This is a genomic window from Providencia sp. TYF-12, from assembly GCF_041344805.1.
Classification (GTDB): Bacteria; Pseudomonadota; Gammaproteobacteria; order Enterobacterales; family Enterobacteriaceae; genus Providencia; species Providencia huashanensis.
In genome coordinates, this window is record NZ_CP166833.1 from 3,906,688 (window position 1) to 3,929,039 (window position 22,352).

Sequence of the window (22,352 nt, forward strand, 5' to 3'; positions counted from 1 at the left end):
ACTAGGGTAGTGAAACAACAGGCAATAACGCTGCGGTTTGAAGTATGACGAGTATGACAAGCATCGAGTATGAAGAAGGCAACTTATGTACACTCTAATCATCAAACAAGCTAAACGTATCGATGGTGCAATTATCGATATTCTTATCAAAGATGGAAAAATCGACGCCGCAGGTCCAGAGCTGGCCAACAATCAACAAGCAGACAAAGTTATTGACCTGAAAGGAAAATGCTATGTAAGTGCGGGGTGGATCGACTCTCACGCACATTGTTTTGTTGAATCGCCTATCTACTTCGATGACCCCGACTTAGCAGGTGCTGCGGGTGGAGTCACCTCACTGGTTGATGCAGGTAGTGTAGGCGCTGATGATGTTGATAAATTTTATCAACTCACCCAAAAATCGAAAACCAATGTCTTTTCTTTATTGAATATCTCTCGTATTGGCATCATTGCACAAAATGAATTGTCAGATATGAACAATATCAATGAAACTTGCTTCCAAGAGGCCATTGAGCGCCATAATGGCTTCATTGTTGGTATGAAAGCGCGTATGAGCAAAAGCGTGGTGGGTGAAAACGGAATTACCCCTTTAATCAAAGCAAAAGAAATGCAGAAAAAACATCATCTCCCGCTAATGGTGCATATTGGTAATAACCCCCCAAATATTGATGAAGTTGCCGATTTACTCACCCGTGGGGATATCATTACTCACTGCTTTAATGGCAAGCCAAATAAAATTTTAGGTGATGATGGCTACCTAAAACCCTCAATTGCCAGAGCACTGGCGCGTGGTGTTATTTTAGACGTTGGTCATGGCGGCGAAAGCTTTAGCTTTAAAGTTGCAGAGCAAGCCATGCGTATTGGGACTTATCCAGACATCATCAGTTCAGATATCTATCACCGAAACCGCGTAAATGGGCCAGTGTATAGCCTTGCTTTTGTAATGACGAAATTCCTCTGCATGGGCTTTAGTGCTGAGCAAGTTTTACGTTGTGTCACAGAAAAAGCTGCTGACTTGCTGTCACTTCCAGCGAAAGGCTATCTAAAACCGGGCTTCGATGCAGATATTACGCTATTTGATTTAAAAGAAGAACCGACTGAACTCACTGATGCAGAAGGTGAACATCGCATAGGGACTCACCGCTTTGTTCCTATTGCCGCAATTGTCGGTGGAAAACATATTATTCATGCAGAAGGCGAATCTGAACATGCAATCAATCTATGATAAATATCAGTTAAAACACGTTATTAATGCTTCTGGCCGTATGACCGCCCTTGGTGTATCGACCCCAACACCTGAAGTGGTTGAGCGAGTAGCTTATGGGTTAAATCACTATTTTGAAATTAAAGATTTAGTCAATAAAACAGGCGAATACATTGCAAGTTTATTAGATGTTGAAGCTGCTGTTGTGGTGTCTTGTGCATCTGCCGGTATTGCCCAAGCTGTTGCCGCGGTGATCGTGCAAGACGACGATGATTTACTACTCAACCTGCATTCATCCGACAAAGTGGTTCCTCGCGAAATTATTTTACCTAAAGGCCATAATGTTAACTTTGGCGCCCCCGTCGACACCATGGTGACACTCGGCGGAGGTAAAGTCATTGAAGCTGGTTTTGCTAATGAATGCAGTGCTGCACAACTCGCGGCAAAAATCACCCCTCAAACCGCAGCCATCTTATATATCAAATCACATCATACCGTACAAAAAAGCATGTTAACTGTGGAGCAAGCGGCCAAAGTCGCTCATGACCACCAGCTACCGCTGATTGTTGATGCTGCGGCAGAAGAGGAATTAACGGCTTATTATCACACTGGTGGCGATATTGTTATTTACAGTGGTGCCAAAGCTATTGAAGGCCCAACCAGCGGTCTCGTTATTGGTAAAAAACAATATATCGAGTGGGTTAAACGCCAAAGCCAAGGTATCGGCCGAGCAATGAAAGTCGGTAAAGAAGGTATTTTAGGGCTCACACTTGCTATCGAACAATATCTGAGTGCCACAAAAGAAACTGGCGCTGAAATGGTTAATCGAATGAGTAAATTTATCAGTGACCTAAATGATATCAACGGCATCTCTGCACAAGTGGTATGGGATGGCGCAGGACGCGATATTGCACGTACTGAAATTAGCTTCGATGAAAATGTTATTGGCAAAACGACCTATCAGATTATGGCTGAGTTGAAACAGGGGAATACCGCCATTTATTTCCGTGAATACAAAGCTAATGAAGGAAAAGTTGAAGCGGATATCCGTAGTGTAAGCAATGAACAACTTGATGTCATTTCAAAGAATATTCGTTTGCTAGTAGAAAGGATTTTAAAATGAAATTGTCACCGAATTTTTACCGTGACCGTGTCTGCTTAAATGTGTTGGCTGGTAGCCACCAAAATGCTAAAGACATTTATGTCGCAGCGGAAACCTTTGTCGTTGTCGGTGTATTATCCAAAAATTACCCTGACTTAGAAAGTGCCATAGCTGATATGCGCATCTACGCGCAAGAGACGGATAATGCGTTATCGGTTGGTCTTGGGGCTGGCGATCCAAACCAATCAACCATGGTGTCTTTAATTTCACAGGAAATTCAACCACAGCATGTAAATCAAGTATTTACAGGTGCTCCCATTAGCCGAGCCTTATTAGGCCAAACCGAGACCTTCGTTAACGCATTAATCTCACCGACAGGTACGGTTGGCATGGTAAAAATCTCTACAGGCCCATTAAGCTCACAAGCCCCAGATGGCATTGTCCCCATTGAAACCGCAATCATGATGCTTAAAGATATGGGCGCTGACTCTGTTAAGTTCTTTAATATGAAAGGGTTAAAATATATTGAAGAATATAAAGCCATTGCTAAAGCTTGTGCTGAATTTGATTTTTCTTTAGAGCCTACTGGCGGTATTGATTTAGATAACTTTGCGGAAATTTTGCAAATAGCCCTTGATGCAGGCGTGAAGAAAATCATTCCTCATATTTATAGCTCAATCATTGATAAAAATACGGGCAATACTCGCCCAGAAGAAGTTCGTCAATTATTGCAGATGGTTAAGCAAGCGGTTAATTGATGCGTTAAAGCAGTAAAAAGAAGTCGGAAAATAAATATAAGCGAGATGTTATAAAAAACAGTCATTGTGACAAATGACAAAACAACAAATGCCCCACTCATCTAGTATGTAGTGGGGCTTTTTTCATTATATATTAATGACCTATCATTCGTGCATTCGGTATAATATGAAACCAATAATTATCGGGGACAGGGCTATCCCACACACCAAAGTAAGCAGCAACCCCGATGGCACTAAATAACATTCCCAGAGTTAAAACTAACATAATTACCCCAGACAATGGGACTTGGCGTTTTTTTCTTGGCACTTGTAATGAAAAATTTAGGGTTGAAGAAACAGGGCAGGACTCCACGCACGTCATACACCCTGTACATTCCACCGTTCTTACCTTAATGAGCTTGTCGACTGGAATACGCGACGGGCAGTTCTTGGCACATTTTCCGCAATCAATGCAGCTTTCCACATCTCGACGAATTTTTACGGGGGAAAATAACGAAAATAGCCCCAACAATGCACCATAAGGGCACAAATAACGGCACCAAGCATTGCGAATAAACAAACTAATCACCACAAGAACAATAACACTCACCAAGGTAACACCGCTAATGTAGCGAAAGAAATCGAGCATTTTAACATCAATGATGATCCCATAAGGCGACATCATAAAATACTGGATCATCTGTGCAGGCATGGATAATGCTATATAGAGAAAAAAAGCTAATAGTAAATATTTTAAGCCTTTTAGAGGAATATCTAACCATTTAGGTAAATCGATTTGGTTTTGATAACGAAACAGTTTTTGCCCTATTTTCCCCGTGTATTCAGAAATTGTCCCTATTGGGCACATCCACGAACAAAAGGCTTTTTTCAATAATAAGCTAATAATTATGAAAGAAACCAAAAGAAACATTGAGGCCGCATGGATTACCGGAAAACTGCCTGTTTCTAATGTGTATTTTAAATTCATTAACCCAGCAATAGGTAGCCAACCCTCAATCCCACCCGGACGAGGAAGATAAAGCGTTGCCCCACCAGTTTCGTAGTAACGAACCCAGTAATAGAAAGTAATACTGATATAAAGGTTTATCGCCAAGAGTGTGAATTGTACAACTTTCCGCCAAGTTGATGCGTTCCGCCAATCATTCCAAGGAAGCTTTCCCCCTGTCGTACCGGGGCGGCGTTGATACCTTATACGTGGTTTTTTGGTCATATACGCCCATCTCTTTAACATGCATTTTAAATACCATTATTGTATTTACATATTCAGAAAACATATTGATTTGCATCAGGGGGTTGTGACGTTGATGGTTTGATACAACAAAATGGTGAAGGTTGACCAGAAAAATAGAAAAATAGAAAAATAGAAAAATAGAAAAATATTATCGTTGGTTTTTGCTAAATAATTCGAGTTGTGCCAAGGCGGCAAAATGAGGAAATCCCTAGGAGCATACAAAAGTATGTGACTAGGGTTGACGAGTGACGCCAACACAGGCACAACTTGAAGTATGACGAAAAAATGGGAGTTGGCCGATAAGCCGGGTTCTGTCGTGGACAACCATTCATCTAGGCCAGCACTTGCGCACTGGCTCCAGCAACCTACCCGAGTTCAATGCGGGCCGCACCATATGAACCCCTATTTGGTCTTGCTCCGGGTGGAGTTTACCGTGCCACGAACTGTTGCCAGTCGCGCGGTGCGCTCTTACCGCACCCTTTCACCCTTACCTGATCCTGTAAACAGGCCATCGGCGGTTTGCTCTCTGTTGCACTAGTCGTAGGCTTGCGCCTCCCAGACGTTATCTGGCACCCTGCCCTATGGAGCCCGGACTTTCCTCCCCTTTACCCGTCTCCCGAAGGGACAACGATAAAGCAGCGGTTGTCTGGCCAACTCCGCGGCGAATTATAGGCACTTTGTTGTAGCTTGTACAGACTCTAGCACCTGCAATTTACCACTTATATTAATGTAACCGTTTTATTTGCCTAAAAATCATTCATTGCTTTGATTATCAAGCATCAATTTATACAACATATTTTTCTTTAACCCATAAATTTCGGCTGTAATCGCTGCCGCTTTTTTAGGGGGAAGCTCTTTTTGTAATAAATTTAACGTGCGAACCACATCAGGGGAAATAGCCGAATCATCCTCTGGCTTCTTATAGCCTTCAACAATTAACACCATTTCGCCGCGATGGCGGTTTTCATCCTCTTTTACCCACGCCAACAATTCACCTACTGGACGGCCTTCAATTGACTCCCACGTTTTAGTCAATTCCCGAGCTAAAACAACATGACGTTCTGGTCCCCAGACTTCTACCATATCTGCTAAACTATCTAACAAACGGTGGGTTGACTCATAGAAAATCAGTGTCCGAGTTTCTTGTTCAAGTGATTGTAAAACGTCTTTACGGCCTTTTGTTTTAGCAGGTAAAAAACCTTCATAACAAAAACGGTCTGAAGGCAAACCGGCAGCAGACAGCGCAGTAATCGCTGCACAGGCGCCGGGTAAAGGCACAACACGGATACCAGCCTCACGACAACGATTGACTAAATGATAACCTGGATCATTAATTAAAGGTGTACCTGCATCAGAGACTAATGCGATACTATCGCCTTGTTGAAGTTTGCTAATTAATTGATCTGCCTTTTGCTGTTCATTATGATCATGTAGAGCGAACAGTCGTGCATTAATCGCAAAATTCTGTAAAAGAATGCCTGAATGCCGAGTGTCCTCTGCCGCAATAAGGTCAACATGTTTAAGAACATCCAACGCACGTTGCGTGATATCACCCATATTACCAATTGGGGTTGGGACGATATACAGCGTGGATGCCATAACCACAGCTTGATTAGGTTGGTTCATTGTTTCATCCGAATAGCCGGTTTAAAATTAAGCAATTGAAAAATACACCATTGGATACAGTATGCGTCCTTCAATTTTTTTGCATTTGAAAAAAGGGTTAATCTGCACAGCAATGCTATCTATATTTGCATTGTCAGGGTGCCAAATGGTATCGGATTACTTCCCGCCCACCCAAAAAACACCTGAGCAAAGTACGTCTGATGTCAGCAGCTACCAAGCCATCATTGATGCTGCTCAAGGCAAGCCCTCAATGGAAGCCCTGCGAGCTTATATTAGCCAAGAGCCTTTATTAAAAACAGCTGCTGAACGCCAAGCCAATATTGATGGCCTCTGGAAGATGTTAACACAGTTAACGCCAGAACAAGTCCACGGAATTGAGGCTGATGAATATATTCTCCAAGGTTGGGTCGATCTTTTAGATATTTATCAAAACAACCAAGATGACCCTGATGCGCTACGCACCGGTTTCAACGACTGGAAAATGCGTTATTCAAATAACCCAGGGGCCACAATTCCCCCGACCCAGTTGCTCCAAGCAATGTTACCGCGTGTTGGCACAACCCCGAAAATAGCCCTATTTTTACCGATGAGTGGGCAAGGTCAGGTTTTCGGTCAAGCCATCATGCAAGGGTTTATGGATGCTCAAAAAGGGCTCCCGCAAACCACATCTCTTCCGGCTAACACAGCGAACGCTCAAAGTAGCGGTAATGATATACTCGACCAAATTTATGCAGAAGTCGCAGCGACTACGGGTGAAGCACCTGCCACCACCGATAATGACTTGGTAACCTCCGCTTTACGTATTGACGCTACTCCGACAAATACACAAACGATCAAAGTCTTTGATACCACCAATCAACAAATGCCTCAACTGCTTGAACAAGCTAAAAATGAAGGCTTTAATCTTGTTGTCGGGCCGCTGCTGAAAACAGATGTAAATGTGATAGCACAAATGGGTGCTCCTGTTAGCGTTCTTGCGCTTAACGAACTCGATAGCAACCAATTACAACCTCGTCCAAACCTCTGTTATTTTTCGTTATCTCCAGAAGATGAAGCGCAAAATGCAGCCGCTTATATGAGGTCTGAAGGCAAACAAATGCCTCTCGTATTAGTGCCAGCAAATGCCTTTGGCGATAGAATTGCCAAAGCCTTCGCTAAAGGTTGGCAAGAGAAAGGCGGCTCGACCGTGTTAATGCAAACCTTTGGTTCAGTACCTTCGCTAAAAGAATCCATTAACCGCGGTGCTGGTATCCGTATGACTGGAACACCTGTTAATACAGGGGAAACAGTTAGCCCACAATTAAGCCCTCAAATTGAAGATTCAACAGGTGCTATTGATGGTGTTTATATTGTGGCGACACGTGACGAGCTGACGCTTATCAAACCGATGATAGAAATGGCAATTAGCACCCGTTCACGTCCAGCACTTTATACGAGCTCACGTAGTAACCAAGCAGGTTCAGGGGCTGATTACCGCTTCGAAATGGACGGTGTTAAGTTCAGCGAGGTCCCTTTATTAGCTGGTGCAAACAATAGTTTACGCAAACAGGCTCAACAAAAGTTAAATAATGACTACTCACTATTTCGCTTATATGCAATGGGTGTTGATGCATGGTCATTAGCTAATAATTTCGATAAATTACAGCAACCAGAACAATTACGTATTAATGGTGCATCCGGAGTACTCACAACAACACCTAATTGTGTTGTTTTCCGCGAATTACCTTGGTTACAGTTCAAGCAAGGGAAGATCCTTCCTGCTCAATAGGGTATAAACAAGTCATCGAGAAGGTGACTTTTCAGACAAGGACGTCATGAAAACAATCCAGAAACCCTTAAAATGGTTAACAGGTCGGTACTATGAACACCAAGTACTCACTTTCCTGAAACAACAAGGGCTAACGTTTGTCGAACGTAATGCAAGAAATCGAGCCGGTGAGATCGATTTAATAATGCGCGATAATACTGGTTGGGTATTTATCGAGGTACGTTTTCGTAAAAATGGTGATTACGGTAATGCACTTTTATCAGTAAACTGGCATAAACGTAGAAAATTATTAGCCGCTGCAAAATTATGGCTTGCGCAAAGGCAAGAAAGTTTCGATACCAGCTCGTGCCGTTTTGATATCTGCGCAATAACGGGTAACCAATTTGAATGGATACAAAACGCATTTAACGAAGATGGCTAGTATTCGTAATCTGAATGACAAATAAGCTACCTGAATAAATTAGCGAGTATAATCAACAACGCTACAAATATTACTTTTCGTTGTAGCAGGGCTGCAAGAGTGTAGTCAACGCCGCTACAGCATGGGATATGACGGAATTACCCTAAATAATTCGTGTTGTAGCAAGGCGGCAAGTAAGCTAATCCCTATGAGCATACATAAGTATGTGATTAGGGTTAGCGAGCGTAGCCAACACCGCTACAGCATGGGATATGACGGGATTACCCTAAATAATTCGTGTTGTAGCAAGGCGGCAAGTAAGCTAATCCCTATGAGCATACATAAGTATGTGATTAGGGTTAGCGAGCGTAGCCAACACCGCTACAGCATGGGATATGACGGAATTACCCTAAATAATTCGTGTTGTAGCAAGGCCGCAAGTAAGCTAATCCCTATGAGCATACATAAGTATGTGATTAGGGTTAGCGAGCGTAGTCAACGCCGCTACAGCATGGGATATGACGGGATTACCCTAAATAATTCGTGTTGTAGCAAGGCGGCAAGTAAGCTAATCCCTATGAGCATACATAAGTATGTGATTAGGGTTAGCGAGCGTAGCCAACACCGCTACAGCACGAAGTATGACGGGTAAATTTTGATAGGAAAAAACCAGTGCTAGACCGTATAAAAGTTTGTTTCACTGAAAGTATTCAAACTCAAATAGCAGCTGCTGAAGCGCTGCCGGATGCTATATCCAGAGCTGCAATGATGATGGTTCAATCATTGCTAAATGGTAACAAAATTTTATGTTGTGGTAATGGTGCTTCTGCTGCCACAGCACAACGTTTCGCCGCGAGTATGATCCACCGTTTCGAAACTGAACGTCCTAGCCTGCCTGCATTGGCACTTAATACCGATAATGCTGTATTAACCGCTATCTCAGGCAGCAAACAACCGTCCGAAATTTATGCTAAACAAGTTAGGGCATTGGGGCAGCATGGTGATGTTCTAATGGCAATATCTACTCATGGTAATAGCAGTGATATTATTAAAGCTGTTGAAGCGGCGGTAACGCGAGATATGACCATTGTCGCTCTCACTGGCTATGACGGTGGAGAGCTCGCAGGGTTACTTGGCCCACAAGATGTTGAAATTAGGATCCCATCTCAAAGAAGTGTTCGTATCCAAGAAGTTCATTTACTTACTGTAAATTGTCTGTGCGACCTCATAGATAATACCCTTTTCCCTCATCAGGACGATTAAGGAGACAAAATGCGATTAATACCAGTTTTTGCCATAATCATGAGTACTATTCTTTTACAAGGTTGTATTGGTGCTGCTGTTGTCGGCTCTGCTGCTGTTGCAACGAAAAGCGCTACAGATCCTCGCACAGTTGGTCAGCAAGTTGACGATGGCACCTTAGAAGCACGTGTTAGTGGACAACTTAATAAAGATAAGGAAATAACAGGTAAAGCACGCATTATCGCGACTGCGTATAAAGGAAATGTGTTATTAACGGGGCAAAGCCCTGACATGGCTTGGGCTGAGCGTGCGAAACAAATCGCCTCGAATGTTGAAGGAACTACTGCTGTTTATAATGAGGTTCGTAGTGGTGAACCTGTTGATTTAGGCACAGCCTCAAAAGACACTTGGTTAACAACCAAAGTAAAATCCAAAATTCTTGCCAGTGACAGTGTTAAATCGGGCAGTGTAAAAGTCATCACAGAAAATGGTGAAGTCTTTTTATTGGGGGTATTAACAAGGCAAGAAGGTGATGCAGCAGCAAAAATTGCGAGCGAAACAGACGGTGTTCGCCGAGTAACCACAGCATTCACTTATCTCAATTAATCATAAACAATAATATATTGGTATAAAAATAAAAGCCATGAGTTAAAAACCATGGCTTTTATCTTATTCCGAAGCCAATTGGTTTATTTTCAGAAAATTCTTACCGCCTAATAAGCGCATCTGATTCAAGATCCACGCTTGCCTTTTTAAAACATAAGAAGAGGGTGATTTTACGCTATACCTATGAGGATTAGGTAAAACTGCTGCTAATAATGCAGCTTCATTCATTGTAAGCTTGCTAGCAGGCTTATTAAAGAATTTATTTGCAGCCTCTTCTACCCCAAAAACCCCCTCTCCGAACTCAGCAACATTCAAATAAACAGTGAGTATTCTTTTTTTAGACCAGAAGAGCTCCATAACTGGAGTCATTGCTGTTTCAAACCCCTTTCTTATCCAGCTTCTTCCATCCCATAACCATACGTTTTTTACAGTTTGTTGAGAAATGGTAGATGCCCCTCTGACTGACTGTTTATTGATCATATTATGTTGATAAGCCCTCTCAATTGCATCAAGATCAAAACCCCAGTGATGAGGGAAATTTTGATCTTCAGCGGCAATTACAGCCAAATAAACATACGGAGAAATACGATTTTCATCTACCCATTTAGAATGAGATACATAAGAAAAGTTTAAGTTTAACCATGCGGTAATTTGTCTTTCTGCCATTACTGCTGAAAATGGCACTGGTACATATTTAAAAAGAATGACGGAAAAAAGCCACACCACAAGTAATGAAATTGTGATCTTCTTTAACCAGTGCCACAATCTAGAAACAAAAGTTAGCATTTAAATAATCACGCCATTTCCAATACTTTCTTAACGAGCTTGTTAATACCTATATTTGCTTCAGAAATTGATTGAGCCAGCATATAAGCAGGTGTTGTAACAACTCGATTAACCTCATCAACTACAATGTCATCTACAGTACATTTGACGTGCTTCCCTCCCATGCTCTCTATCTGAGCAATCGTTTCACTATCATCACCAATAGTTAGTTCTACTGATGTATTTAACATTTTAGGAAGCATGACAGGAGCAATACACATCAGCCCTAGCGGCTTTTTCTGCTGATGCATTTCTCGTACTAAACTTAATAGTTCTTTATTAATTTCACACTCACTTCCTTTAACTGCGAAATTACATAAGTTTTTTGCAGCACCAAAACCACCAGGAATTATGAGGGCATCTAGCTTTGATGCATCAGCTGACGACAAAGGCGATATTTTCCCACGAGTAATACGAGAAGATTCTTCTAATTGGTTACGTTTCTCTGATTTTTCTTCACCAGTTATATGATTAATAACAGTAGGTTGATTATCATCAGGAGCGAAAAAATGAACTTCAGCATTATTTTGACTCAAAGCCAACATAGTTAATACAGACTCATGGATCTCGCTTCCATCAAAAACACCACAGCCACTTAAAATAACCGCAATTGATTTCATATCTTCCTCCATTTGTAGTAAATTATCTCTCAAGCGCTAAAGGGTAGAAACATCAATCTTCATCACAGATTTTAATGAATCTTGTAACAGATTCGCTAAATTTTGGTATCTTGATGTTGCCCTTTACGGTGATATACCTAATTTAATGATTTGCCAAGAACAAAAAATACATGCAGATCAACGATTTCCCTGGTGTTGGCGCAGTATTCGCGCACCCCAACTTCGGTTGGGGTTATTTTTTTGTACGCTCATCAACCCAGTTTCTTAAAGTTTCTATATCTGCTTTCCAGTCTTGTTTTAATTCATCAACCCATTCCTGAACATTATCCCACCATGCTGGTAAATCAGGAGATTGAATTTGCTGTGCGATTTTCTGTAAATTCTTTAAACCAACAGAGCCAGCGGCACCTTTAATTTTATGGGCCTCTTCAACAATACCTTTTTGGTCCTTAGCCACCATATTCGAATCAAGAATAGCTAAATAACCCGGCAACATTTTTTCAAAAACATCTAACCCATCATAAATCAGTTTGGGGCCGACTAATTCAATGTATTGCTCTAACATGTCACAATCTAATATAGACTCATCAACTTGTGATGTGACATCGCGGTTTTCAACTTCCTCATTTTGGGAAGTATGCTCCCCCCAAAATTGTTCTATAACTTGAGTTAAAGCAGGAACCGACAACGGTTTACTCAATACCCCATCCATTCCCGCATCAAAATATTCTTTTTTATCCTTAAGGACATTTGCCGTTAAGGCTATTAATGGCGGTAAATCTTCTTTGTCATACTGTTGTTTAAGCTGCCTAGAAATATCTAAACCTGTCATATCTGGTAATTGAATGTCTAATAACACTAAATCATATTCACCGGGAGCAAACATTGCTAATGCATCTTTACCATTCATCGCTACATCAACTGTATTGCCAAGGTTTTCTAATACAGAACACGCAACAACAACATTGAGTTCAATGTCTTCCACTAATAAAATATGCAAGGCTGGTAGTGGGTAATCATCATCACTGTCTTGATGTTCAGCGACTTCTTCTTCAACCACAGGCGCTGTAATTGATAAAGTAAAAGTAGAACCTTGGCCTATTTCACTCTCAACCTGTATGTCGCCCCCCATATTTTGTGCTAACCGACGTGATACAGAAAGACCAATCCCCGTCCCTGTTGCAGGTTTACCACCAGCAGAATCTGTTACTTGATAGTACATCGCAAAGATTTTATCTAACTCATCCTGAGGTATGCCAATACCACTGTCTTTTACCCTAAAAAAGATTTTGTTTTCAGGCTCTTGCCAAATACTTACTTTGACCTCACCTTGTTGCGTGAACTTAACCGCATTCCCAATTAAATTCCATAATACCTGCCGTAAACGCGTCCCATCAGTTAACACCGTTTTTGGCAAAGTAGGTGCCACATCCATAACAAATTTAAGCCCTTTAGGCTGAACTAATAACCCACTTAGATTCTCTAAATCATTCACAAACTCAGGTAATGCGACGGGTTGGTTATCTAGTTGGACTTTACGACGCTCAATTTTATCCATCTCAATGACATCATTAAAAATATTCCCTAATGTCACTGCACTGACATGAATCGTTTTTAAATAGCTAGATTGTTCTGAAGTTAAATTCGTATCGAGTAAAATACGACTAAGACCAACGATGCCATTAAGCGGCGTACGAAGCTCGTGGCTTATCGTTGAGATAAAGGTAGTCTTTTCCCTGCTCGCGTTCTCTAACGCCTCCTGGTAGCGTTTACGCTCTGTTATATCGCGACCAAAGCCCATAAGGCCATGTCGTTTACCTACTCGGTCATAAAATGGGACTTTTCGTAACTCAAAACAGGCTTTTCTGCCATCAGGGTAAACCAGCCACTGTTCATAAGTGAGGGAAACATTATGGCGGAAAACTTTTTCATCGGTCTCCATTACTTTAGACGCAATTTCGACATCATAAATATCTAGAGGTGTTAACCCAACTAAGTGTTTTTCACTTTTACCAGTCAACAGTTCCATTGCTCTGTTACAACCTGAAAACTCGTTATTTTCGTTGCGGTAATAAACTAAATCCGGTGATGCATCAAGGAATGAGCGCAGCAACACCGATTGTTGTTCAAGTTCAACCTGTGTTTGCTCTCGATATTTCATTTCTTGTTTGAGTTGTTCAAGCAGTTCCAAGTGCGCTCTTTCAGCTTTTTCGCGCTCTTGTATTTCAAGATTTAGCTGCTCAATATTGCCATGTAATTGAATGTTTAATTCCGCATCGCGCTTACGCATGACTTCAAGTTTATCGACCATGCGCGACAAACGTTGCCGCGACTCTTCTAACTGCTCAACAACAACCGAAAGAAAATAAACCGCTAAAGGGGTAATGATTAAGCCAAAGAAAATCGACCCGACCATATCGAGGCTATCAACATGCCCTCGCAAAAAGATTGTCACGGCCATCTGCATTATCATGGCAAGAACAACCAGCGCGGATGCTAGTAATAGTGAAAACCGCACCAGCCCTAGTTTCATCATCAAATCGACATAGTATTGCGCAAGGCCGCGAAGTACTTTCATAACCACCCCTTAGTTAAATTCTCTTTGAATCATATATCAAACAGGACAGTTTCGGATGTTTATTAATACAAAATGTCGATCCTGCTCATTCAATAGCCATTTTTTATTATTAATGATAAATAACAATCAGGAATTTTCTTTGCTTCTACTCGGGTAAAAACTCATTCTGAGTAAATCTTAATCACAATCAATTGAAAAACAAAATATTAATGCTGTTTATCTTTAAATATGGGCGATAAACTTAAAAGAAAACGCCAAGTTTTACCAAGTGAAATCAGACAAAGTTCATTAAGGAACACCATGAATTCTAACAGTTTCAACCTACAACGCCGCGAGCCACACAAAAAAGCACTGGCAACCCGTAAAATAGAGTTTGTTGAAATTTATGAGCCTGATAACGTTTCTGATATTCAACAACAATCAAGTCGTTGTCTGTCTTGTGGTAGCCCTTTTTGTGAATGGAAGTGCCCTTTACATAACCCAATCTCTAGTTGGCTTAAACTTGCAGCTGAAGGGCGTATCATTGAAGCCGCTGAATTGTCCCATCACACCAATAGTTTACCCGAAATATGTGGCCGTGTTTGCCCCCAAGATAAGTTATGCGAAGTCGCTTGTGTACTACATGACGACCATGGTGCAGTGACTATTGGCCACATTGAACGCTATATTAATGATACTGCCTTTGCATTAGGCTGGCGCCCCGACCTTTCTCATGTTTCTCCAGTCAATAAGCGTGTTGCTATTATTGGGGCTGGCCCCGCTGGGCTAGCTTGTGCCGATGTTCTTGTTCGTAATGGTGTCGAGGCTATCGTTTTTGATAAACATCCCGAGATTGGGGGACTACTGACATTTGGTATCCCAGCATTTAAGTTAGAAAAACACGTTATGATGCAGCGACATGAAATTTTGGCAGAAATGGGGGTACAGTTTCAGCTTAATACTGAAATAGGTGTTGACCTCTCGTTAGATGCGCTTCTTAGCACCTATGACGCTATTTTTATTGCTACAGGTGCCTATCAGTCAATTAAAGGGAACCTCTCAACTGAATCAATTCAAGGCGTGTATGAGGCTCTGCCCTATTTAATCGCGAATACCCGTCATTTAATGGCACTACCTGCATCTACAGACCAACCCTACATTGATTTACATAAAAAACGCGTGGTTGTTTTAGGTGGGGGGGATACCGCGATGGATTGCACTCGGAGTGCTATTCGTCAAGGCGCTGCACAGGTTAATTGTGTCTATCGTAGAGATAAAGCAAGCATGCCCGGGTCGCAAAAAGAAATAACGAATGCATTAGACGAAGGTGTTCAATTTTATTTTAATACCCAAGCGACCAAAGTAGCCACCAATGAAAATGGTCAGATTACTGGCATTTATGCTTCTCGAACCCAAAAAGGTGAACTCAAAGATGGGCGTTATCAAGTAGAACTCATTGAAAATTCAAATACTTTTATCGAAGCTGATGTGGTTATTGTTGCTTTTGGTTTTCACCCATACACTCAATCTTGGTTAGCAGAGCAAGATGTTAAGCATAATCAGCACGGTCATATCTTAGCTAGTCATCATACGGGTTTTCCATACCAAACATCCAATCAAAAGATATTTGCAGGGGGAGATGCCATTAGGGGTTCTGACCTTGTAGTCACTGCGATTGCTGATGGCCGCGGAGCAGCTGAAGGAATTTTGCTTTTTCTCGGTGTTTAATTACCGAATAATACTTTAAAAAAAAGAAAAACAGAGGGATTATCCCCTCTGTTGATCGTTATTACTTGATTTCTAAAGTAATGAAAACTGATAAGCCTGTTATTTGACAACTCTTAGTGCAGGTCTACCTTTCGGAGGCCTAGGTGGCTCATCACCTGATGGTTCTTGCGAACTTTCATCAGGAAGGTCAGCTTCATGAACTAAAGTAATATTATCTTCTGGTTCTTCAATATCTTCGACCCCTGAGGATAACTCTGCATCATAAGCAGTCTCAGGTTCAAACATCATACCAGCCCCATTTTCACGTGCATATACCGCCATAATTGCTGACATTGGAACATACACTTGACGCGGCACACCACCAAAACGGGCATTGAAACGCACTTCTTCGTTGGTGATTTCGAAATTACCGACGGCTCGAGGCGCTACATTCAAAACAATTTGCCCATCCCGAGCAAACTCCATAGGAACGTTTACATCGGGAACGGTGACATCAACCACCAAATGCGGAGTCATATCGTTATCAAGTAACCACTCGTAGTGGGCACGTAACAAATAAGGACGACGTGGTGACATTGGTGTCATTTCCATCATTTTTAGCCTCTTCTAATAGGCTGTCTAGACTCGCGCATTTCTTTTTCAGCATCCGTCAATGACGCGCTGAATCCGTCACGGTCAAAAACGCGATCCATATAAAAATGTAAGTATTTGCTGATTGATGGGTTAATTTCAATACCGAGTACAGGTAAGCGCCACAGCAATGGAGCCAAATAGCAATCGACGATGCTAAATTCTTCGCTCATGAAGAAGTCCATTTCAGCAAAAACAGGAGAAACTGCGATCAGCTCTTCAGATAATTGACGGCGGGCATTTGCAGCTTCTTGTGCCGTGCCTTTCTCAATTTTGTCCATCAATGAATACCAGTCATTTTTAATGCGATACATTAATTGACGGCTTGTACCACGTGCAACTGGATAAACAGGCATTAATGGTGGATGAGGAAAACGCTCATCAAGGTATTCCATGATAATATGTGGGTCATAAAGCGTTAGATCACGATCAACCAACGTTGGAACGCTATGGTATGGGTTGAGGTCAATCAAATCTTTATGTTGCTGACCAGGTTCAACATATTCAATTTGAACACTAACTCCTTTTTCAGCCAGAACAATACGTACCTGATGGCTAAAAATGTCAGTTGGGCTAGAGAACAATGTCATTACCGAACGTTTATTAGGAGCGACAGCCATTAAAACCTCCAAAATACAAAATGGACGAAATGTAATTAAGTATTTAATTACCGATTACCCATTTTAAAATCCCCAGTGTCCGTCTTTCATTTATCCATACTGAAAGCCAACACAACCCTCCCGCACAATAAAGGCGAGAAATCCGAAATAAAAAACAGGCACATATTCTAACAGATTTTGTACAGCTTAGGGGGGAAGCATCGAAAAAATCATAAGTATATTTCAATGACAGGTTAAATCACAAAAAAAATAGTTTTATTAACTAAAAATATACTTATATATGGATTTAAATCCTTGGAGTTGAGTCCATACTTTGGTTATTTAATAATAAATAAATGAACTAAATAACACCCAACTAATAATAATTTTAAATTCTAAACTAAATAATTCTTTTTTCTACAAATTATATCAATTTCTTTTTAATCGCTATATTTAATCAAGTATTACCAATATTAATTAATCAAAAACAACAGACAATAAAAAACCCGCCATAAAGGCGGGTTTTTTCATTAATTTCATGCCCAAAGGGCAATAAATTAACGTTTGGAGAACTGCGGACGACGACGTGCTTTGCGCAGACCCACTTTTTTACGTTCAACAGAACGCGCATCACGGGTAACAAAACCAGCTTTACGCAGATCAGAACGAAGAGTCTCGTCGTAAGCCATCAGTGCACGTGTAATACCGTGACGGATTGCGCCTGCTTGACCTGAAATACCACCACCTTTAACAGTGATGTACAGATCCAGTTTTTCTAACATTTCAACCAGCTCTAACGGCTGACGAACAACCATGCGCGCAGTTTCGCGACCAAAGTATTGTTCCAGTGTACGTTGATTGATTGTGATGTTACCGCTACCCGGCTTAATAAAGACACGAGCAGATGAGCTTTTGCGGCGACCAGTGCCGTAGTATTGATTTTCAGCCATTGCTATAATCCCGATTAAATGTCAAGAACTTGCGGTTGTTGAGCCGCGTGGTTGTGCTCATTACCTGCGTAAACTTTCAGTTTACGGTACATTGCACGACCCAGAGGTCCTTTTGGCAACATGCCTTTAACCGCGATTTCAAGCACACGCTCAGGACTGCGAGCAATCATTTCTTCGAAAGTTGCTTGCTTGATTCCACCTACATGGCCAGTGTGGCGATAGTAGATTTTGTCTTCGCGTTTATTGCCGGTAACAGCAATTTTCTCTGCATTCAGAACGATGATGTAATCACCAGTATCCACGTGCGGAGTGTATTCCGCTTTATGCTTACCGCGTAAACGGCTAGCAATTTCAGTTGCAAGACGGCCTAAAGTTTTGCCATCTGCATCAACAACATACCAGTCGCGTTTTACGGTCTCTGGTTTAGCTGTAAAAGTTTTCATTAAAACTTACCCAATATTGAAGTTACACGTTGGTGAACACTCATGTTCATAAGCTTTCTGAGGTTCACACGACTCTTTGTCCAGTAAACCTACCCCTTCGAGCAGCCTAACTGGCATTAATGCATTATTTTTTGGGAAATAAAAAACAATGCTGTAACGTGGGGTCGCAAGATTATAGAGAAGTCAGCAACAAAAATCGACCCCAAATGCATTTTTTTTACGTTTATTCGAATAAACACCCTAATTTGTACTTAAATTGTGCATTCCAAGGCGTTTGCTCGATAAAATACCAATGGTTTATCGACTTAAGGGTTTGTCCACTTAAGCCAAATGTGGGATTTTAAGGTATTCTTCACTTTGCATTTCTTGTAAACGGGACAAACAACGTTGGTATTCAAACGCCAGTAATTGCCCTTGATAAAGCGATTCCATCGGTACTGCTGCATTAATAATTAATTTAACTTTACGCTCATAAAACTCATCAATTAAGGCCAAAAACCTGCGAGCGGAGTTTTCATCGTTCGTACCCATGGCGGGTACATTATATAACAAGATAGTATGGTAACAGTTCGATAAATAGATATAGTCGTTTTGGCTACGAGGCTCTTCGCAAAGCACCTTAAACTCTATTGCTAAAACCCCTTCCGCGGTACGGATCGCCTGCATTTTGCGGTGATTAACTTCTAACACCGGTGATTGTTCACCTTGCTTCCCGGCCAATTTAACAAAAATGTCATCCAAATGTTGACGATTTTCACTATTAATTGGCGACAAGAATAGGTGAGCTTGAGTTAGAGTCCGTAAGCGATAGTCAATCCCTGCATCGACGTTCATTACATCGCAATACTTTTTAATTTGCTCGATCGCAGGTAAAAAACGAGCACGCTGCAAACCATTACGATACAAATCATCAGGAATAATATTCGAGGTAGCCACTAACGTTATACCCCGAGCAAATAACCCCTCAAGTAAAGTACCTAAAATCATTGCATCAGTAATATCAGAGACAAAAAACTCATCAAAGCACAACACGTCAGTGTGTTTTTTAAACTCATCGGCAATAATATCTAACGGGTTTTCTTGCCCCTGTAACGCCATTAAATCTTCTTGTACTTTTTTCATAAAACGATGAAAATGCAAACGAAGTTTACGTGTTCCTGGTAAACTTTCGTAAAACATATCCATTAGCCATGTTTTTCCACGGCCCACTCCCCCCCACATATATAACCCTTGTACAGGCACTATCGATGTAGTCGGAGCTTTGCCTAATAAGCGGCTAAAACGTTGCTTTAAACCAGAAGGTTTTTCACTAGGAACAATTGAAGGTGCATTAACGAGGTTCTGATAAATTTTATCTAGGCGTTCGACAGCAAGCTTTTGTACGTCATCAGGCTGATAATTCCCATCAGCTAACGCTTGTTGATAACGCATTGTAGGGCTCATTGGTGACATTAACTGAATAATCCTTAAAAATTTCGGTTTTTTTACCGTTATTTGATATACACTGCCTTTATTATAACCAGATTCAGTTATCATTTAACTTTCGGTTAACGAATCGATATAGAGTAAGGAAATTCAACTTAAGATTCTACCTTTAAGTTCTGAATAACTTTAGTTTAGCTAGTTCAAGTTTTGTGGGTTTTCTCATCACTTAATTGTCAAATTACAATATGTTGAAATGCTTTACTTGACGCTTACATGCAACTTGAATTATTTAAGGTATAGTAACGGTAACGACACTTAATTTCTGCGAACATTGAATCTGTGAACATTGAAGTAATGAAGGAGTCAGCATGACCTGGGAGTATGCATTAATAGGATTAATTGTTGGTTTTATCATCGGCGCACTAGTTGTCCGTTATGGTAACCCAAAACTTCGCCAACAAAAAACAGCGCAAGCTGAGTTAGACAAAAAAAGCACTGAACTTGAAGAGTACCGTAAAGAGCTTGTTAGCCATTTTGCTCGCAGCGCAGAACTATTGGATAAAATGGCGCGTGACTACCGTCAACTGTATCAACACATGGCACAAAGTTCGTCTGAATTGATGCCTGATATGCCTGCACAAGATAACCCATTTAACTATCGCTTAACGGAATCTGAGGCAGATAACGACCAAGCACCAGTTAAAATGCCACCAAGAGATTACTCTGATGGCGCATCAGGCTTGTTCCGCCCTCTTGAAGAGAAAGAAAAGTAATTTTCTTCGTTTATCACCAGTAAGTGCCACTTACTGGTGATTTCTTATAACATTCACTGAATTTTATTATTCCACCTGTATCTTCTGCTTTTAAATACTCATTTAATAAATCTGAACAAAATTTCCATCTAAATGTAACTTAATGATTTATTTAGCAACTGTATAGAAGTTAAAGTTTCACTTAAGTTGCATGTAAATAGATGTAAAAGAATGGATATTCGCTACCCGTAAAGGGAACTTTTGCGCATAATCTATAGTCATAGTCTTCAGTAAAATTGAATCTGATACCAACCAATATCTCAACTCATTGTGTTACTCCCAAAAATGTATCCACAGTGAATTGATAATTATTTTTGAGAGAATCGACTAAATTATGAAAAGAAAAAACTTTTTTCTTACCGCTGTAGCAATGAGCCTAGGGTTATCATTAGCCGCTATTCCTGCCGTTAGCAGTGCAGCATTACCCGCTTCATTACCCGTAACAGCACAAAGTCAAAATTTACCAAGCCTAGCCCCAATGCTTGAAAAAGTATTACCCGCAGTGGTCAATATTCATGTATCAGGGACTCGTGTACAAAATCAACAAATCCCTGAAGAGCTAAAATTCTTTTTTGGCCCAAATGTTCCATCACAACAACAAAGCGTACGCCCATTTGAAGGGCTTGGTTCCGGTGTAATTATTGATGCAGAACAAGGGTATATTTTAACTAATAACCATGTAATTGATGGTGCGGACAAAATTCAAATCCAATTAAATGATGGCCGTGAAATCGCGGTAAAATTGATTGGTAAAGACCCACAAACAGATATCGCATTACTGAAAATCACGAATAACAAAGATATTAAAAACTTAACGGCTGTTAGCATTGCAGATTCAGATAAACTACGTGTTGGTGATTTTGCTGTCGCAGTTGGTAACCCATTTGGGTTAGGCCAAACGGCAACTTCAGGGATTATCTCAGCATTAGGTCGTAGTGGATTAAATCTTGAAGGTTTGGAAAACTTTATCCAAACAGATGCCTCAATTAACCGTGGTAACTCAGGTGGTGCATTAGTTAACCTAAATGGTGAGCTAATCGGTATTAATACTGCAATATTAGCCCCTGGTGGCGGTAATATCGGTATCGGTTTTGCTATCCCAAGTAATATGGCTAAAAACCTAAGTGAACAACTGATTAAACATGGGGAAGTTAAACGCGGTATTTTAGGAATTAAAGGTACGGAGATGAACTCCGATATCGCAAAAGCATTTAACATTGATGCACAACGCGGTGCCTTTGTAAGTGAAGTTATTCCTAAATCATCTGCTGCTAAAGCGGGTATTAAATCTGGTGACGTCTTAGTCTCAGTTGATGGTAAACGTATTAACAGTTTCGCTGAATTGAGAGCTAAAATTGGTACTAGCCAAATAGGTAAAGAAATTACCATTGGCTTAATCCGCTCTGGTAAACCAATTGATGTCAAAGTGGTATTAGAGAACGATGAAGGTACGGCAACTAAAGCAGAAAAACTAAGTGAATCCTTATTAGGTGCAACTATTTCTAATGCAATTATCAGTAATACCAAAGGTGTCCAAGTAGATAGCGTGGCTCCAAAATCACCTGCGGCTGCAATTGGCCTAATGAAAGGTGACTTAATCTTTGGTGTCAATGACTCACGTGTGGAGACCATTGACCAATTCCGTAAAATTATTGACGGTAAGCCACCAGTGCTGGCAATGAAAGTATTGCGTGATGGGGAAACCTTGTATCTATTAATGAAAAATTAATTTATTAAACTCCATCTTAAAATCAATAAAACAGGTACAGTATCACTCTGCTGTGCCTGTTTTTTTATGTTATGCTCAAGGGTACGTTGAAAAAATA

20 protein-coding genes and 1 other RNA gene are annotated in these 22,352 nt (G+C 40.8%); 10 read left to right on the forward strand and 11 right to left on the reverse strand.

Annotated elements, in window-relative coordinates; genetic code table 11:
* Positions 1-85: 85 nt before the first annotated feature.
* Genes ABE954_RS18255 through ABE954_RS18265 form a run of 3 tightly spaced genes read left to right on the forward strand, consistent with a single transcriptional unit; the run spans position 86 to position 3,064 of the window.
* On the forward strand, positions 86-1,225 hold the full coding sequence (locus ABE954_RS18255; RefSeq protein WP_042846189.1) for an amidohydrolase/deacetylase family metallohydrolase: 1,140 nt from the start codon (positions 86-88) through the stop codon (positions 1,223-1,225).
* Positions 1,209-2,327, forward strand: a complete 1,119-nt coding sequence (locus tag ABE954_RS18260) for a DgaE family pyridoxal phosphate-dependent ammonia lyase (RefSeq protein ID WP_166686914.1) — start codon at positions 1,209-1,211, stop codon at positions 2,325-2,327. The genes ABE954_RS18255 and ABE954_RS18260 overlap by 17 nt, the downstream gene beginning before the upstream one ends.
* Complete coding sequence (locus ABE954_RS18265) at positions 2,324-3,064, forward strand: KDGP aldolase family protein (RefSeq protein WP_042846191.1); 741 nt, start codon at positions 2,324-2,326, stop codon at positions 3,062-3,064. Before ABE954_RS18260 ends, ABE954_RS18265 begins: the two co-directional genes overlap by 4 nt.
* 133 nt (positions 3,065-3,197) lie before the next feature.
* On the opposite strand, the gene ABE954_RS18270 is transcribed toward ABE954_RS18265, so the two are convergent.
* From ABE954_RS18270 to rsmI, 3 genes are all read right to left on the reverse strand, one after another.
* Complete coding sequence (locus tag ABE954_RS18270) at positions 3,198-4,274, reverse strand: 4Fe-4S binding protein (protein ID WP_226693178.1); 1,077 nt, start codon at positions 4,272-4,274, stop codon at positions 3,198-3,200.
* A 305-nt stretch (positions 4,275-4,579) separates the two neighbouring features.
* An RNA gene (gene rnpB, locus ABE954_RS18275) (RNase P RNA component class A) lies at positions 4,580-4,953 on the reverse strand.
* 95 nt (positions 4,954-5,048) lie between these two features.
* On the reverse strand, positions 5,049-5,921 hold the full coding sequence (gene rsmI, locus ABE954_RS18280; protein ID WP_042846193.1) for a 16S rRNA (cytidine(1402)-2'-O)-methyltransferase: 873 nt from the start codon (positions 5,919-5,921) through the stop codon (positions 5,049-5,051).
* A gap of 61 nt (positions 5,922-5,982) precedes the next feature.
* Here rsmI and ABE954_RS18285 point away from each other — a divergent pair, with 61 nt between their 5' ends.
* From ABE954_RS18285 to dolP, 4 genes are all read left to right on the forward strand, one after another.
* A complete protein-coding gene (locus ABE954_RS18285) occupies positions 5,983-7,689 on the forward strand; it encodes a penicillin-binding protein activator (protein ID WP_129466426.1) in 1,707 nt (568 codons plus the stop codon).
* 46 nt (positions 7,690-7,735) lie between these two features.
* Entirely contained in the window at positions 7,736-8,110 is a 375-nt protein-coding gene (locus tag ABE954_RS18290) for a YraN family protein (protein WP_042846196.1), read from the forward strand.
* 651 nt (positions 8,111-8,761) lie between these two features.
* The gene (gene diaA, locus ABE954_RS18295) at positions 8,762-9,352 is read left to right on the forward strand and encodes a DnaA initiator-associating protein DiaA (protein WP_004908326.1); all 591 of its coding nucleotides are present in this window, start codon (positions 8,762-8,764) and stop codon (positions 9,350-9,352) included.
* Positions 9,353-9,361: 9 nt separating this feature from the next.
* A complete protein-coding gene (gene dolP / locus ABE954_RS18300; RefSeq protein WP_042846198.1) occupies positions 9,362-9,937 on the forward strand; it encodes a division/outer membrane stress-associated lipid-binding lipoprotein in 576 nt (191 codons plus the stop codon).
* A 63-nt stretch (positions 9,938-10,000) separates the two neighbouring features.
* Here the strand turns inward: dolP and mtgA are convergent, their stop codons facing one another.
* From mtgA to arcB, 3 genes are all read right to left on the reverse strand, one after another.
* Complete coding sequence (gene mtgA, locus ABE954_RS18305) at positions 10,001-10,723, reverse strand: monofunctional biosynthetic peptidoglycan transglycosylase (RefSeq protein WP_071548612.1); 723 nt, start codon at positions 10,721-10,723, stop codon at positions 10,001-10,003.
* 8 nt (positions 10,724-10,731) lie between these two features.
* Positions 10,732-11,382 carry an isoprenoid biosynthesis glyoxalase ElbB gene (gene elbB, locus ABE954_RS18310; RefSeq protein ID WP_048606189.1) on the reverse strand — a complete coding sequence of 217 codons (651 nt, stop codon included), beginning with the start codon at positions 11,380-11,382 and terminating at the stop codon, positions 10,732-10,734.
* Between the two features lie 232 nt (positions 11,383-11,614).
* The gene (gene arcB, locus ABE954_RS18315) at positions 11,615-13,960 is read right to left on the reverse strand and encodes an aerobic respiration two-component sensor histidine kinase ArcB (RefSeq protein ID WP_042846202.1); all 2,346 of its coding nucleotides are present in this window, start codon (positions 13,958-13,960) and stop codon (positions 11,615-11,617) included.
* Between the two features lie 300 nt (positions 13,961-14,260).
* Here arcB and ABE954_RS18320 point away from each other — a divergent pair, with 300 nt between their 5' ends.
* Positions 14,261-15,667 (forward strand): FAD-dependent oxidoreductase, encoded by a 1,407-nt coding sequence (locus tag ABE954_RS18320; protein WP_042846203.1) that lies wholly within the window; start codon positions 14,261-14,263, stop codon positions 15,665-15,667.
* Between the two features lie 99 nt (positions 15,668-15,766).
* On the opposite strand, the gene sspB is transcribed toward ABE954_RS18320, so the two are convergent.
* The 5 genes from sspB to zapE form a co-directional block, all read right to left on the reverse strand.
* The gene (sspB, locus tag ABE954_RS18325; RefSeq protein ID WP_042846406.1) at positions 15,767-16,258 is read right to left on the reverse strand and encodes a ClpXP protease specificity-enhancing factor; all 492 of its coding nucleotides are present in this window, start codon (positions 16,256-16,258) and stop codon (positions 15,767-15,769) included.
* 5 nt (positions 16,259-16,263) lie between these two features.
* Positions 16,264-16,917: a stringent starvation protein SspA gene (gene sspA / locus ABE954_RS18330; RefSeq protein ID WP_042846204.1), complete on the reverse strand. Its 654-nt coding sequence runs from the start codon at positions 16,915-16,917 to the stop codon at positions 16,264-16,266.
* Positions 16,918-17,453: 536 nt separating this feature from the next.
* Positions 17,454-17,846: a 30S ribosomal protein S9 gene (gene rpsI / locus ABE954_RS18335; protein WP_004258235.1), complete on the reverse strand. Its 393-nt coding sequence runs from the start codon at positions 17,844-17,846 to the stop codon at positions 17,454-17,456.
* A gap of 14 nt (positions 17,847-17,860) precedes the next feature.
* Positions 17,861-18,289, reverse strand: a complete 429-nt coding sequence (gene rplM / locus ABE954_RS18340) for a 50S ribosomal protein L13 (RefSeq protein WP_004258237.1) — start codon at positions 18,287-18,289, stop codon at positions 17,861-17,863.
* Positions 18,290-18,610: 321 nt separating this feature from the next.
* Positions 18,611-19,741 (reverse strand): cell division protein ZapE, encoded by a 1,131-nt coding sequence (zapE, locus tag ABE954_RS18345; RefSeq protein ID WP_131680149.1) that lies wholly within the window; start codon positions 19,739-19,741, stop codon positions 18,611-18,613.
* A gap of 341 nt (positions 19,742-20,082) precedes the next feature.
* On the opposite strand from zapE, the gene zapG reads away from it, so the two are divergent.
* Positions 20,083-20,487, forward strand: coding sequence for a Z-ring associated protein ZapG (gene zapG / locus ABE954_RS18350; RefSeq protein WP_042846206.1), 405 nt, complete (start codon positions 20,083-20,085; stop codon positions 20,485-20,487).
* Positions 20,488-20,860: 373 nt separating this feature from the next.
* Entirely contained in the window at positions 20,861-22,255 is a 1,395-nt protein-coding gene (locus ABE954_RS18355) for a Do family serine endopeptidase (RefSeq protein ID WP_042846207.1), read from the forward strand.
* Positions 22,256-22,352: the final 97 nt, after the last annotated feature.